This is a genomic window from Bosea sp. ANAM02 (assembly GCF_011764485.1).
In the GTDB taxonomy this organism is placed as follows: domain Bacteria; phylum Pseudomonadota; class Alphaproteobacteria; order Rhizobiales; family Beijerinckiaceae; genus Allobosea.
The window spans coordinates 1636715-1650899 of sequence record NZ_AP022848.1; the positions used below are offsets into that span (position 1 = coordinate 1636715).

Annotated in this window: 13 protein-coding genes and 1 tRNA gene; 10 read left to right on the forward strand and 4 right to left on the reverse strand. The window is 66.3% G+C overall.

Features of this window, described 5'->3' with window-relative positions:
* Positions 1-58: 58 nt before the first annotated feature.
* The 3 genes from OCUBac02_RS07850 (at position 59) to OCUBac02_RS07860 (ending at position 3158) form a co-directional block, all read left to right on the forward strand.
* On the forward strand, positions 59-1000 hold the full coding sequence (locus OCUBac02_RS07850; protein ID WP_173044716.1) for a hypothetical protein: 942 nt from the start codon (positions 59-61) through the stop codon (positions 998-1000).
* An 8-nt stretch (positions 1001-1008) separates the two neighbouring features.
* Complete coding sequence (locus OCUBac02_RS07855; protein ID WP_173044718.1) at positions 1009-2205, forward strand: AAA family ATPase; 1197 nt, start codon at positions 1009-1011, stop codon at positions 2203-2205.
* A gap of 83 nt (positions 2206-2288) precedes the next feature.
* Positions 2289-3158 carry a hypothetical protein gene (locus tag OCUBac02_RS07860; protein WP_173044720.1) on the forward strand — a complete coding sequence of 290 codons (870 nt, stop codon included), beginning with the start codon at positions 2289-2291 and terminating at the stop codon, positions 3156-3158.
* Between the two features lie 115 nt (positions 3159-3273).
* On the opposite strand, the gene OCUBac02_RS07865 is transcribed toward OCUBac02_RS07860, so the two are convergent.
* The 4 genes from OCUBac02_RS07865 to mnmA form a co-directional block, all read right to left on the reverse strand.
* On the reverse strand, positions 3274-5235 hold the full coding sequence (locus OCUBac02_RS07865; protein ID WP_173044722.1) for a site-specific integrase: 1962 nt from the start codon (positions 5233-5235) through the stop codon (positions 3274-3276).
* A gap of 135 nt (positions 5236-5370) precedes the next feature.
* Positions 5371-5447, reverse strand: a tRNA-Met gene (locus OCUBac02_RS07870).
* A gap of 66 nt (positions 5448-5513) precedes the next feature.
* Positions 5514-6170 carry a class I SAM-dependent methyltransferase gene (locus tag OCUBac02_RS07875; protein ID WP_173044724.1) on the reverse strand — a complete coding sequence of 219 codons (657 nt, stop codon included), beginning with the start codon at positions 6168-6170 and terminating at the stop codon, positions 5514-5516.
* A gap of 37 nt (positions 6171-6207) precedes the next feature.
* Positions 6208-7395: a tRNA 2-thiouridine(34) synthase MnmA gene (gene mnmA, locus OCUBac02_RS07880; protein WP_173044726.1), complete on the reverse strand. Its 1188-nt coding sequence runs from the start codon at positions 7393-7395 to the stop codon at positions 6208-6210.
* 254 nt (positions 7396-7649) lie between these two features.
* Between mnmA and OCUBac02_RS07885 the strand changes: the two genes are divergently transcribed.
* The 7 genes from OCUBac02_RS07885 (at position 7650) to fliN (ending at position 14156) form a co-directional block, all read left to right on the forward strand.
* A complete protein-coding gene (locus OCUBac02_RS07885; protein WP_173044728.1) occupies positions 7650-9146 on the forward strand; it encodes a flagellar hook-length control protein FliK in 1497 nt (498 codons plus the stop codon).
* A gap of 15 nt (positions 9147-9161) precedes the next feature.
* The gene (locus OCUBac02_RS07890; protein WP_047574033.1) at positions 9162-9833 is read left to right on the forward strand and encodes a flagellar hook assembly protein FlgD; all 672 of its coding nucleotides are present in this window, start codon (positions 9162-9164) and stop codon (positions 9831-9833) included.
* A 107-nt stretch (positions 9834-9940) separates the two neighbouring features.
* Positions 9941-10216, forward strand: a complete 276-nt coding sequence (gene sciP / locus OCUBac02_RS07895; RefSeq protein ID WP_038359348.1) for a CtrA inhibitor SciP — start codon at positions 9941-9943, stop codon at positions 10214-10216.
* A 203-nt stretch (positions 10217-10419) separates the two neighbouring features.
* Positions 10420-12108 (forward strand): flagellar basal-body MS-ring/collar protein FliF, encoded by a 1689-nt coding sequence (gene fliF / locus OCUBac02_RS07900; RefSeq protein WP_047574038.1) that lies wholly within the window; start codon positions 10420-10422, stop codon positions 12106-12108.
* 104 nt (positions 12109-12212) lie between these two features.
* Entirely contained in the window at positions 12213-13202 is a 990-nt protein-coding gene (gene fliG, locus OCUBac02_RS07905; RefSeq protein ID WP_244639194.1) for a flagellar motor switch protein FliG, read from the forward strand.
* A gap of 1 nt (position 13203) precedes the next feature.
* Positions 13204-13794: a FliH/SctL family protein gene (locus OCUBac02_RS07910; RefSeq protein WP_173044732.1), complete on the forward strand. Its 591-nt coding sequence runs from the start codon at positions 13204-13206 to the stop codon at positions 13792-13794.
* Positions 13795-13805: 11 nt separating this feature from the next.
* Complete coding sequence (gene fliN, locus OCUBac02_RS07915; protein WP_047574042.1) at positions 13806-14156, forward strand: flagellar motor switch protein FliN; 351 nt, start codon at positions 13806-13808, stop codon at positions 14154-14156.
* Positions 14157-14185 lie beyond the last annotated feature (29 nt).

Genomic DNA, 14185 nt, shown 5'->3' on the forward strand with positions numbered 1-14185 from the left:
GGCGATGGGGAGCGGTGAAGGGGCGGACGAGCCGACCCCGAGGAACAGGTTCAAGACCATGACCGACACCACCGCACACTCCCTGCGCGACCTCGTCTTCGAGGCCGAGGCAGTGCCCGTCATCGACGAACTCGCCGCGCTGGACACGCTCCTGCCGGACATGTCGGACGAACTCGAGCGCTCCGCCGCTTTGCTCGAGCGGCTCCCGCCGCTCCTCGACCTGCGCGGGAGGGCGCTGGTTCATGCCCGGGAATATCAGCGCTTCCTGACCCTCGCCGAGGCCGATCCTTCGGCGTTGGAGCACTTCGCTGATATCGGCAATGCGCTCGCGCTCCTGTCGCATGCCGGCGAGATCGCGATGTTGCTGGTGCCAGCGGGCTCGCCCGAGGACCTCTTCGCCAAGGCCATGCTCGCGAAGGAACGCGGCGAGCAGTATCGCTCCGGCGGCGGAGTCCATGATCCGAAGCTGATGGAGCGCGCGCTGCGGCGGTCCTTCGCCGACAGCCATCCGCGCCTCGTCATCGGCGCGCGCATTCCGCCCGGGATGGAGGAGGCCTCCCGGCGCTTCAGCGGTGCGGTTCTGCCGCAGCCGATGGCCGGCGACGGTAACGCGCCCGGCATCTATCACCTCGAGCACGGGCTGGCGTTGGAGGACTGGTTCGACGATCCGCCCGATCTCGCCCTCGTGCTCGACGAGGCGAGGACGCTGTTTGCGAGCGTCGAAGCGTGGTCGCAAGCCGAGCCACCATCGCCGTTCTGGTACGGCGCGAGGCGCGGCGCCCTCATCCTCGCCTATGCACGCCTCTGCCAGATCGGGCTCTGGCCGGCGCGCAGCTCCGCCGAAGTCGTCGTGAAGATGGAAGTGGAGCGGCTCATCTCCGAACGTGCGGCCGATCCCGATCCGATGCGTGCCGCGGTCGAGATCGCGCTCGGCGTCGGACGCCGCATCGCCAAGCAGGGCGGACGCTTCGTAACCGTCCTCGGCGGCGTCGAGCTGTGAGGCGCGTGATGACCAAGATTTCCGACTACGATGCCGAGGCCGTCACGACCCTCAGCGATCTGGACTGCCAGAGATTGCTCGGCCATCTGCGCGATCAGCGTCCCGATGGCGGAGAGCCTGAGCCTCGGCAGTTCCCCGATCAGCAAAAGCCCGAGCCCACCGAACCTGCGATCGCGATCTACGATGCCGAGCGGCTGGCGCGTCGTCTCGGGCACGGCGATGGGTTCGTCGGAGATCCGGCTGAGGCCAACAACGACGAGGATGCCAGTCAGGCCCGTCAGATCCGGCTCTGGACCAGGATGCATGCCGACGAGCGAGGGCCCTGGCGCAAGCTGGTCATTGCCGACGCGGTGATGATCGCGCGCCTCGCCGGCCTCGACGCGATCTGCCCCCACTTCGCGGAGGTCACGGCCTGGATCGTCAGGGCCGCGGGGCTCAGTGCCTCCACCGGGACGCCGCTGCGGCTCGATCCGGCCGTGGTCGTTGGGCCTCCCGGAACGGGGAAGACCTTCTATGCCCGCAAGCTCGCCGAGGCGCTCGGCGTACTCTCCGAGGTCATCGCCATGAATCTGATGACGGATCGCGGTTCGGCATTCTCCGGCCTGACGCCGGTTTGGAAGGCCTCCGGTCCCGGCAAGGTCGCCAAACTCCTGATCGAGGGCAGTCATGCCTCGCCCCTCATCGTGATCGACGAAATCGAGAAGGCATCCCCGATCAATCCGCGAGAGACCCCGGAGAATGTGCTGCACTCGCTGCTTGAGCGCGAGAATGCCGCCCGGTTCGTCGACGAGTTTGTCGATCTGCCGATCAGGGCCGATCACATATTCTGGTTCGCGACGGCCAATAGCCTCGATCCGCTACCCCAAAGCATCGTCGACCGGCTGATCGTGTTTTCGGTCGAGCCGAAGGAGGCCGAGATGCTCCTCATCCAGAAGAGTATCTTCAACGAGGCGAACCTGCGCGTCGGCTGCAGTTTCACCGAGCCCGACGAGGAGTTGTTCCGGGTAACCGCCGGCCACAGCCCGCGCACCCTGTCGCGACTCTGGGACATCGCCATGGGCTTCGCCGTAGCGGCCGGCCGACGGCATCTCGTCACTGCGGATATCCGTGGGGCCGAGCAGGTCCTGCTCTCCGGAAAGGAGGGCGCGAGGAGGTCGATCGGATTTATCCGGTCGGCCGCGAAGGGATCAAAAAGTCTGGAGTGAGGGGAAGATCGGGAATGCCCCCATGAAGCCCCGGACAACGGAAACTCGGAAACCAGACAATGACGACACACAGCAACAATGCCATGCTCACGCCTGAGACCGGCAACGGTAGCGTCGCACAGGAGCCGCTCCTCGCGGCGGCGCGCCGCCTCCTGCCAGAAGGATCGCCCGGCGCGGTGACACATCACCTGCCGACGCAGTGGCCGCGTCCCGGCGGCGTCGCGCTGCAGCCGCTGCCCAACGACGCCTTCACGTCTGATGCCTTCACCAAAGCCTACCAACCCGGCTTCCTGATCTCGATCTACGCCGCGGGATGTGGCCGCGACCACGCAAATGCCGCAGCGACCGGCCTGCTCGGGCTCGCGCGAACGCTCAAGGCAGCCCTCCACAAAGTCGGGGTCACCACACAGACGGATCCCAGGAACCGGATGCGCGAGATGAGCAAGGTGCACTATGGCGCGCTGACGATCACGGCTGACGGCAACGCGTGCAGCGATCTTGGGTACAACACCTGGGCGCTGACCCATATCCTGCCGCATAATGATCCTCTTCCGAATTCTCCCGTGTCCATAGGCGAGATGGTCCTCAACGTCCGCCTCCCGCATGATCTGCCGGCTGAGGAATTCGACAAACGCCTGGACAAGCTGATGCGCAACGCGCTGCTCAATGACTGGCTCCAGTCGCTGGATGGCAAGCGCCACTGCGGCTATCTCGGCATCTACCCCGAAACGCTGTCGCGAAAGACCGTCTACCGCTTCAGCAAGAGCATGCGCCGGTCGGACACGGCGGAGATCTACTTCTTCCGCCCGAAATCCCGAGACGCTGACCGGCTCGTGCGGCTTGCCGAGGTGATCATCTACAGCCATGTCACCCAGCCGCAGAACCGGCCGCAGGTCTCGTACCGGTCCCTCGGCCAGGGCCTTCGCGAGGACTTCAAGTCTCCTGCAGCGTAGACCGGAGCTCCCAGGCCGTCGCAACGATCGAAAAGCAAATGCCCGGACGCCTTGACGCGGCCCGGGCATTTTTGCGTTCATGCTGTCAGGGGGGCCTGACCCGTCGGCAACGGGGCTAATCAGCCTTCTTCTTCCCGGGCGCGCGCGTGAGTGGCCGTGTTGGCCTGAGCAAGATCAATCTCCCGGCATCTGCATCCTGCTTTCGAGGCACCAGGATCTCTCGCATGCCCTCGATCAGGGGACTGGTGATACCAGAGAATTCCTTGAACTCGTCGGCGGAAAGCAAACCATTGCGACCATAATTGCCCGCGGAGGTTTCGGAGTTCGCGTGGCCGAGAACACGGTCCCGTGTCCGAGCCGATAACTTCAGCTGGTCGATCATGTCGGCCATCGTGTGCCGCGTGCTGTAGAGCGTGACATCCTGGCGATTGGCGACGTTGAAGCGGCGTTTGACGTATTGCCAGCTCTTCGTCATCTCCTGGCTCCAACGGAGCTGCCCGTCCGGCTTTTTATATGGCTCGCAGTCGGGGAAGAGCCTTGCCACGCCATGCCTGGCCATCTCGTCGCGATGATCGAGCAGACCGAGCTCGACGAGGAGCGGATGGATCGGAACGACGCGCGCGGATGCGCTCGTCTTCAAAGTCCTCAACTCTGCCAGTGTGACCCGGCCCTTTCTGGCGTCGAACGGCCTGAGGTCGAAACAGGCAAATCCGTGCGAGACGATCAAATCATCGACCTTTAATGGACCCACCTCGCCAGTGCGCATGCCCGTCAGCAGGAGGATCAGATACTGCCAGTATACAGATCCCTGGATGAGATAACGCCCTTCGGTCCAGCAGCGCTTCCGGCTATGGCAGCCGGTGAACAGGGGCAAGCTCACCAGTTTCAGGATCTCGTCGTCCTCGAAACTGTCTCGCGGTAACGCGGCCCTGTTTTGCGGAGTGGTTTCGTCGAGAACCGGCACCACGTCGATCAACCGCTGCTTGTGCAGCCAGTTGAAGAACCGATCCAAACCGGCATGGTAGTTTTTTTTGATGGTTCCGACGGCGGCGGTGACCAGCTTGGCGTCTGGATTGTCGATGCCATAGCGATAGCGGGCGTAAAGGGTTCTGCCGACATGCGCCGGGATGTTCTTGGGCGTCGGGATGCGCGGAATTTCCGCGTTCAACTTCGAAAAATCGTCGCGATCATAGTCCCGGGGGCGCTTGTCGCCGATCAGGGCGATGGCGAATGTCACGATCGGTCCGATCTCGCTCCTGGCGCGATCATCACCATTCACGCGAAGTCGCCCGGCGAGATATTCCTCGAGGAAATCGCTGAGGCGTTTCACATCATCCTTTTTCGGGGATGATGCGGCTGGTGGTTGAACGAACACATCGCACGCGGCTCCATTGTGGTCGGTCGGCCCCACCGTGGACACGTTTGAAAGACCGGTTGAATGTACTGCGGGCGTTGGTGTCAACGCCTGCTGTCGCGCCAGTATGACGTCGACATCGCTCGATGCGGTGTCACGCCCATTGCCCTGACCGACGAGAATCACGCCTTTGTCCGGCCGCGTGGGGTCAAAGCGATGCGGTTTAAGCGTCCCGAACGGCAGGGCAGGGGCGATTCCCAACGAGCGCATCGCGTCGGCCCGGCCCCGCTCATAGGCATCAGTCCGGTCGTCGGTCGCAATCCGCTTTTCGGCGACGAGGTTTTCCTGGCAGAAGGTCATCCAGGCGGCGTTGAACGGCCCGTCCTGCGCCAGGCCTCCCATCTCGTCGATCAGGCCACGGACGACATGCTCGAACATGATGCGCGAGGAGAGCTTGTTTCGTTCGCTGACAGGGCCCTGAGCATTGAAGGCATGCAGCTGGTCCCGGATGTGCTGATAGCGCTGGTTCATGCTCTGCGAGGTTTGCAAGGGAAGGAGCCATGTCATCCGATCCGCCAGGACGTGACGGGCGGTGGCATAGTCGCTCGTGCCCAGTGAAAACCGCACTAAGCGACTGGGTGTACCGGAACTGAAGGTTTTGAGGCGAATTTGAAGATAATAGCGTCCGCCTTCACGGCGGGCGAGATGGGACGAGCGGGCCACGCGAAGCCTCGGAAACGAGAGGAATCGGTGTGAGACATCCCCGTGAGATATCTCACAATCCGCAGGCGCGGGACGCTTTCCAAAAATCGATTGATTTCAGCTTCTTGAACACGATCGGAGGTTCAAGAAAAAAAGTGGTAGCGGGAGAGGGACTTGAACCCCCGACACGCGGATTATGATTCCGCTGCTCTAACCAGCTGAGCTACCCCGCCACAGGGTCGAGGCCGGCAAGCCGGCTCGTCTTCGAGGCGCGATATAGGCGTCGCGGCGGGGCGGCGTCAAGCCTTGGATTGCGCGTTATCGGCAGAAGCCTGCTTGCGCAGCCGGACGACCTTGAAATAGCCGCGCCCGACATGGACCGTCTCGTAGCGGCCGGTCGCCTTCGCCCAGTCGGTCAGGCGGCTGACCTTGAAGTCGGAGCTCCAGCCCACCGCCTTCGAGAGCGGCGCGACCGCGCTCCAGAACGGCGCCAGCAGGCCGCCATCGTCGACGAGGCGGCTGGAGATGATGATCTCGCCGCCCGGCTTCAGCACGCGGTCCATCTCGGCCAGCGCCTGCTCGGGGTTCGGCACGAGCGTGATCACGAATTGCGCGGTGACGGCGTCGAAGCGCTCGTCGCCGAAGCCGAGCCGGCAGGCATCCATCACCATCAGCCCGCGGACATGGTCGAGCTTCTGGTTCACCACCTTGCGATGGGCGACCCTGAGCATGTCGAGCGAGAGGTCGGCGCCGAGCACACGCGAGTCCGGCGTGAAATAGGGCAGGGTGAGCCCGGTGCCGACGCCGATCTCGAGGATGTCGGGGCCGCAGGAGCAGGCCGCCTCCACCGCCTCGCGCTGCGGGCGCGCCAGCATGTTCTGGTAGATCCGGTCGTAGAATTTCGCCCAGGTCGCATAGACGCGCTTCTGGCCGTCGAGATCGTAGGTCACCGGCATGGTCTGGAGTCCGAACGGAAGAGCGAGGCCTGGGCGATCAGGACAGGGCGAGGGCGGCCGGCGCGGGCGCGGACGGCAGGGCGAGCGGGCGCCGCAGGATGGTGCCGCCGCCGAGGACGCGGGAACCGGGGCCGGCATCGGCATAGATCACGCAGGCCTGGCCCGGCGAGACGCCCTCCTCGTCGCTGGCGAGCTCGATGCGCAGGCCCTCCGCGTCGCGGAAGAGCCGGGCCTCGCGCGGGGCGCGGGTCGAGCGCACGCGCACGGCGACGTCGAGCCCTTCCGGCGGAAGAGCGTCGAGCGAGATTTCGCCGATCCAGTTGAGATCGCGCAGGCGGATCTCGCCCACGCTGAGCGCCTCGCGCGGGCCGACGATGACGCGAGCGGCGTCGGCGTCGAGGCGCAGGACATAGAGCGGCTCGCTGGCGCTGATGCCGAGGCCCTTGCGCTGGCCGACGGTGTAATGGAGCACGCCATCGTGATGGCCGAGGATGCGGCCGTCGAGATGGACGATGTCGCCGGGGCGGGCGGCGCCGGGCTTGAGGCGCTCGATGACGTCGGCATAGCGGCCGTTGGGCACGAAGCAGATGTCCTGGCTGTCGGGCTTGTCGGCGATGGCGAGGCCGAGCTCGGCGGCGAGCGCGCGGGTCTGCGCCTTGTCGATATGGCCGAGCGGGAAGCGCAGCAGGTCGAGCTGCTCCTGCGTCGTCGCATAGAGGAAATAGCTCTGGTCGCGGCTCGCGTCGGCAGCGCGAAACAGGCCCCGATGGCCGTTGCCGAGGTCGCGGCTCAGCACGTAATGGCCGGTCGCCAGCGCGTCGGCACCGAGCTCCTTGGCGAGGTCGAGCAGATCGCGGAACTTCACGGTCCGGTTGCACTCGACACAGGGGATCGGCGTCTCGCCGGCGAGATAGCTCTCGGCGAAGCGCTCGATCACCGCGTCGCGGAAGCGGCTTTCGTAATCGAGCACGTAATGCGGGATGCCGATCGTCTCGGCGACGCGACGGGCGTCGTGGATGTCCTGCCCGGCGCAGCAGGCGCCAGCGCGATGGACGGCTGCGCCATGGTCGTAAAGCTGGAGCGTGACGCCGATGACGTCATACCCCTCGCGCTTGAGCAGGGCGGCGACGACGGAGGAATCGACGCCGCCGGACATTGCCGCAACGACGCGCGTGGCCGCGGGCGGCTTGGCGATGTCGAGGGAATTGCGGGATGGCGCGGTCATTCTCGGCTGTGTCGTGGCTGGCTCGGGGGCTCGAAAGGCGGCTTCGGCGCGTCTGCCGGCTCTATACCGGCTTTGCTCCGATGCCGCCAGCCGGATCGGCAAATCCTGCCGGTCTGAACGTTGCGAGCCGGGCTCATATTGCCCGCTCGCCCAATCAGATGGTGCTAAGGCCTTGATTCAGCAAGGGCCGCTTCTGGCTCGCAACTTGCTGGACACAGGTCGGGCGCGTTGTTGCCCGCGTCACGGGACCGTTCATGCCGATCCAGTCTGTGTTCACACATCAGGCCTCTGCCGAAGCGCCGGTTGCCCGGTCGCGCGCCGGTCAAACCGAGCCGCGCGAGAACGGCGAGGTCTTTGCGCTGCCCGATACCGAGGCGGCGGCCGGCGAGACCAAGGCCGGTGCCGCCGGGAAGGCGATCGCCTCGGGAGAGGCCGCGATTTCCAAGGAAGCGGCTGCTGCCGCGCTGGTCGTCGATCCCGCCAAGGTGAATGCGCAGGTGAACACGTCCCAGCCAGTTGCCGAGCCCCCGGTGGCGCGTGCTCCGGCGACCAAATCCGAGCCGCAGCCGGCGAAGGCCGAGGCGAGCGGGATCGCGTTCCTGATCGCGATGGCAGAAGCCCAGACCGGCGTCCAGGGCGAAGCTGGCGGCGAGAAGCCGGCGGCGCAATCGGGCGAGGCCGCTGTCGAGACCGGAGAGGGCATTGCCAAGAAGGCTGACAAAGACGCTGCCGAAGGGGAGGGCGAGCCTGCCGTCGTGACTGCCGTTCCGGCGAGCGAAAACCAGGCGGGGGCCGTGCCGGTGCCGGTGGTGGTCCCGCCTCCGTTGGCCCTGCCGCAGGGAGCGCAACCCGCGACCGAAGCGGCTGCCGGCGAGGCGGTCGACGAACTGTCGGCCGACGGCGGATCGAAGAAGGGGGCTGCGAAGCCGGCACTGGCCGCGGCAACCGCCGGGCTGCCGCTCGTCGCGGCAGCGACGCCGGAGGCTGCGCAGGCCGCGGCCGCAGGCACCGTGGACGGCAAGGCGGCGCTCGGTGGTGCGCATGCGGTCGGGGCTGCCGGACAGGGCGCTGCGGAATTCGCGGATACCCTCGCCAAGGCCGACCAGCCGCCGGCGGCCAACGGAGCCCAGTCTGCCGCCGAGCCGAAGGCGCTCGATGCCCTGCAGCAGCAGCCGGCCGCGCCTTTCGATCTCTCGACCCTGCTTCAGCAGGCGCCCGGAAAATCCGGGCATGAGCGCCTGGTCCAGCCGTTCGATCCGAACGCGGCGGCCGGCAACGCCCCCGGCGCGCCAGGACAGGGCACGGCGAGCGGCCAGCCGACGCCGATCCATGTCGTGCCGATCGAGATCGGGCTGCGCGCCATGTCCGGCGCGCGGCAATTCGATATCCGGCTCGATCCCGACGAACTTGGCCGCGTCGACGTCAACCTGTCGATCTCCGACAAGGGCGAGGTCAGCGCCAGGCTGGTCGTCGACCGCGTCGAGACCCTGCATCTCCTGCAGCGCGATGCGCGCACGCTGGAGCGCGCCTTCGAGCAGGCAGGACTGAAGCCGTCCGATGGCGGTGTAGACATCACCCTGCGCGACCCGTCCGATCAATCCGCCTTCCGCCAGAACCGCCAGCAGGACGAGGCGCCGCAGCGCCCGCGCCAGCCCGACGGCATCGAGCTGGCCGAGGACGCTCCCCTTACCATCGACCCCGTTCCGCAGCGCCGTCTCATTCGGCTCGGCGGCGTCGATCTCAGCATCTGAACGAGGACCAGCGCCATGGCGGTTTCCAGCACCAGCGGCACCTCAGGGACATCGGGTACCAGCACCAGCACGGTGACCGGTTCCACGAACGGCATTGCCAATAATTTCGACCAGTTCCTGCTGCTGCTGACGACGCAGCTCAAGAACCAGTCGCCGCTCGACCCGCTCGACACCAACCAGTTCACCCAGCAGCTCGTGCAGTTCGCCGGCGTCGAGCAGCAGCTCAAGACCAACGAGACGCTGGGCTCGCTCCTCAGCCTCAGCGCGGCCGGTACGGCGACCAATGCCGTCGGCTTCATCGGGGCCACGGTCACGGCCGACGGCACCGCGACGCGCCTGATCGACGGCAAGGCCGACTGGAAGGTCAACATGCCCTCGACCGGAACGGCGACGATCACCATCAAGGATTCGAACGGCAGCGTCGTCCAGACGCTGACGAAGACGCTGGCCGCGGGCGACCAGACCTTCACTTGGGATGGCTCGACCTCGCTCGGCACCAAGGCGCCGGACGGCGAGTACAGCATCACGATCGACGCCAAGAACGTGGCCGGCGAGAGCATAACCGCGAAGACGCAGATCAGCGGCGTGGTCGACGGCGTCGACTTCACCTCCTCGATCCCGATGCTCAAGATCGGCTCGATCAGCATCCCGATCGACAAGGTGAAGAGCGTGGTCCGCGGCGACTGAGCACGGGCGAATCAGTCGTGGACATCCGAGGCGAATGTTTTAGCCAATTTTTAAAGCCGCCTGCTTATGCTGCCCTCAGTAGCTCTGTTGAGTTGTGTGAGAGTACCATGACCGAGCCATTGCGACCGCGGGTGAAATACGTGATCGGACCGGACGGCAGTCCGCTGACGATCGCGGACCTCCCGCCGATGAATACCAGGCGCTGGGTCATCCGGCGGAAGGCCGAGGTGGTGGCCGCCGTGCGCGGCGGACTGCTCAGCCTCGAAGAGGCCTGTCAGCGTTATACGCTGACCGTCGACGAGTTCCTGAGCTGGCAGATGTCGATCGACCAGCATGGCCTTGCCGGCCTGCGGACGACCCGCATCCAGCACTACCGCCAGTAAGAAGCAGGGATTTCCGTTTCTTTTCAAAGGCGTCGGCCCAAGCAGGGCCGGCGCCTTTGGCGTTTCCAATGCGCGGCCCGCGAGAAAGTTTAACGACCCGCCTTCAAAAATTAACCAGCCGCTAACCATGCACCGGGAAAAACTTGCCTAGTGGGGCGGGACAGGTGTGCCGTCCCCTGCGATTCTGTGGGACGGATGGCGGCGTGAACGGCCTGATCGAGCAGTTTGCCAAATTCGGCGCGGCGCGTCTGGCGGCCATGCTGGCCGTCACGCTGGTGCTCGTCGGCTTTTTCGGCTTCGTCATGCTCAAGATGTCCCAGCCGGCGATGAGCGTGCTGTTCTCGGATCTGGGCAGCCAGGACGTCAGCGCCATCCTCAAGGATCTCGACGCGCGCGGCATCAAGTACGAGCTGCGCGGCGACGGCCAGACCGTGCTGGTGCCCAAGGCCGACGTCCCGCGCCTGCGCCTCGACCTCGCCAGCAAGGGCATCCCGGCGGGTGGCGGCGTGGGCTACGAGATATTCGACAAGGGCGACGCCTTTTCCTCGACCAGCTTCGTCCAGAACATCAACCACCTGCGCGCCCTCGAAGGCGAACTCTCGCGCACCATCCGCTCGATCGGGCGGGTGCAGGCGGCGCGCGTCCATCTCGTCATCCCGGAGCGGCGCCTGTTCGAACGCGACCGCGAGCCGCCGCGCGCCTCGATCGCGCTCAAGCTCGCCGGCGATCTCGATGCCGCGCAGGTCCGGGCCGTGCGCCATCTCGTCGCCTCGGCCGTCGACGGCCTGAAGCCGGAGCGCGTCTCGATCGTCGACGAGCGCGGCCGGCTCCTGGCGGACGGCGCCCAGAGCGACCAGGGCCTGATCGGGCTCGGCATCGAGGAGCGCCAGACCGCGATCGAGAAGCGCATCAAGGGGCAGGTCGAGGATATCGTCGCCAGCGTCGTCGGCTATGGCCGGGCGCGCGTGCAGGTCTCTGCAGCGCTCGACACCAATCGCGTCGAGAGCCGCTCCGAAAGCTACGACCCGGAAAGCCGCGTCCTGCGCTCCAGCCAGAACCGGACGGAAGCCTCGACCACGACCGAGGGCGGCAACGGCACGGTGACCGTCGGCAACGAACTGCCCGGCGCGCAGCAGACGCAGGGCGCGCAGCAGAACCAGCGCGAGAACTCCTCGAAGAACGAGGAGGTCGCGAACTACGAAATCTCGCGCACGACCCGCACCGAGGTGCTGGAGGGCGGGCGCGTCAAGAAGCTTTCGGTCGCCGTCCTGGTGGACGGCAACTACACGCGCAGCCCGACCGGCGAGTTGTCCTATCAGCCGCGCAACAACGACGAGCTGGAGCGCATCGGCGAGCTGGTGCGCACCGCCGTCGGCTTCGACCAGGCACGCGGCGACAAGGTCGAGGTGGTCAACCTGCGCTTCGCCGAGGCGCCGCCGCCGCCGGCCGATCTCACCGAGCAGACGCTGCTGCAGCAGCTCACCTCCTTCACGAAGGAGGACCTGATCCGCTTCGCCGAGCTCGCCGTCATCTCGCTGCTCACGGTGATCGTGCTGATGACGGTGGTGCGCCCGCTGCTGAAGCAGGTTCTGGCCTCCGACAACAGCAATGTCCGGGCGATCCCCTCCTTCATGCGCAATGGCGGCGCGGCGCTCGCCGACGCGACCGGCGATCCGGCCGGCAGCTCGCGTGCGGTGACCGTCGGTTCCGATGGCGAGCCGCTTCCCATCGAGGTGGATGCGGCTCCCTCCGAGCGGATGCTCGCGATCGCCCAGGTGAAGGGCCAGCTCAAGGCGCAATCCGTGGAAAAGATCGGGGCTCTGGTCTCGCAGAACCCGGCCGACTCGGTCGCGGTGCTGCGCAGCTGGATCCACGAGAAGTCCGCCGCGTGACGGGGCCCTGAGACATGGCCGACACCCGATCCCTTGCACCGCGCAACACCGGCTTCCAGGACGGCATCGAAGGCGGCGGCTTCGGCGTGACCACCGTCGCCGAGATGACCGGCCCGCAGCGCGCCGCCGTCATCCTGCTGGTGCTCGGCGAGGATCACGGCCGTGCGATCTGGCAGCAGTTCGACGACGACGAGATCCGGATCATCACGCGTGCCATGGCCGAGCTCGGCACGGTCGATGCCGATGAGGTCGAGCGCCTGATGCTCGATTTCGTCGGCAAGCTATCCAGCGCCGGTGCGGTCACGGGTTCCTTCGATCGCACGATCTCGCTGCTGGAGAAAATCCTGCCGACCGATCAGGTGGCGCTGATCATGGAGGAGATCCGGGGGCCGGCCGGCCGCAACATGTGGCAGAAGCTCGGCAATATCGACGCCGTGGTGCTCGCGAATTTCCTCAAGAACGAGTATCCGCAGACGATCGCGGTGATCCTGTCGAAGATCAAGCCCGACCACGCCGCCAACGTGCTGCGCAACCTGCCGAACGATCTCTCGATCGAGGTGGTCGGGCGCATGCTGCGGCTGGAATCGGTGCAGAAGGAAGCGCTCGACCATATCGAGAACACGCTGCGCACCGAATTCGTCTCGACCCTGACGCAAACCCGCCGCCGCGATCCGCACGAGATGATGGCCGAGATCTTCAACGGCTTCGACCGGCAGACCGAGCTGCGCTTCCTCTCTGCGCTGGACGCCTCGAACCAGGATTCGGCGGAGCGTATCCGCGCCCTGATGTTCACCTTCGACGACCTCGGCAAGCTCGACCCTGCCGGGCTGCAGACACTGGTGAGCCAGGCCGAGAAGGACACGTTGGCGCGCGCGCTCAAGGGTGCCAGCCAGTCGATGCGCGAGTTCTTCTTCGGTGCCATGTCGCAGCGCGCGGCCAAGAACATGCAGGACGACATCGAGGGCCTCGGCCCGTTGCGTCTCAAGGAGGTCGACGAAGCCCAGACCAAGCTCGTCCAGATGACCAAGGAACTCGCCGACAAGGGCGAGATCGTGCTGTCCAAGGGCAGTGCCGACGACGAGTTGGTGTACTGAGATGGCGTCCGCGACCAAGTTCATGTTCGGCACCGACTTCCGCGAAGGCAGCCGCAAAGCCGCCGGCGAAGCGGAGCTCGCTGCGGCCCGGGCGGAAGGCTTTCATGCGGGGCAGGAACAGGCGCATCGCGAGGCGCAATCCCAGCTCGTCGGCCTGACCGGGCAGCTCGCGCGCTCGGCCGAGCGGCTTTTCGCGCAGGAGGCGGCCCGCATGGCCGCGATCGAGGAGCATGCGGCACAGGTCGCGATCGTGACGGCGAAGGCGCTGGCTGGGGCCGCGCTGGCCGAGAAGCCGCTCGCGGTGCTGGCGGGAGCCATCCGCGAAGCCTTGAGCCACGCAAGGACGGCGCCGCATCTGGTGCTGCGCGTGCATGAGAGCGCGGTCGAGGCGGCGGAGGAGCTGGTTCGCAAGCTCGCGGCCGAGCACGGCTTCTCCGGCAAGCTGATCCTGCTCGGGCAATCCGACATCGCGCCCGGCGACGGGCGCATCGAATGGGCGGAGGGCGGCTTCGTCCTCGACAGCCAGCAACTCACGGCCCTGGTCGAGCAGGCGGTCGCCCGCGTGTTCGGCCATGCCCGTGCGGAACCATGAAGGTCTGAGCCATGAGCACGGAGAACGATCTCAACCTGCCGCCGCTGAACCAGGCCGACCTGTCCTTCGACCAGGGCGAGATGTCGGTCGCGCGCTCGGGGCCGGTGCCGGTCAAGACGGCGGAGGACCTGGAACAGGTCTTCGACGTGCCGGTCACTGTATCGGCCGTGCTCGGCTCCTCGAAGGTCGCGGTCGGGGACCTGCTTCAAATCGTGCCGGGCGCGGTGCTGGAGCTCGACCGGCGCGTCGGCGAGGCGATCGACATCTTCGTCAACGAGCGGCTGGTCGCGCGCGGCGAGGTCGTTGTGGTCGAGGATCGGCTCGGCGTGACCATGACGGAAATCATCAAGGCGGACCGGTGAGAGCCGGCTTGCAAATTCGTGATGGCGGT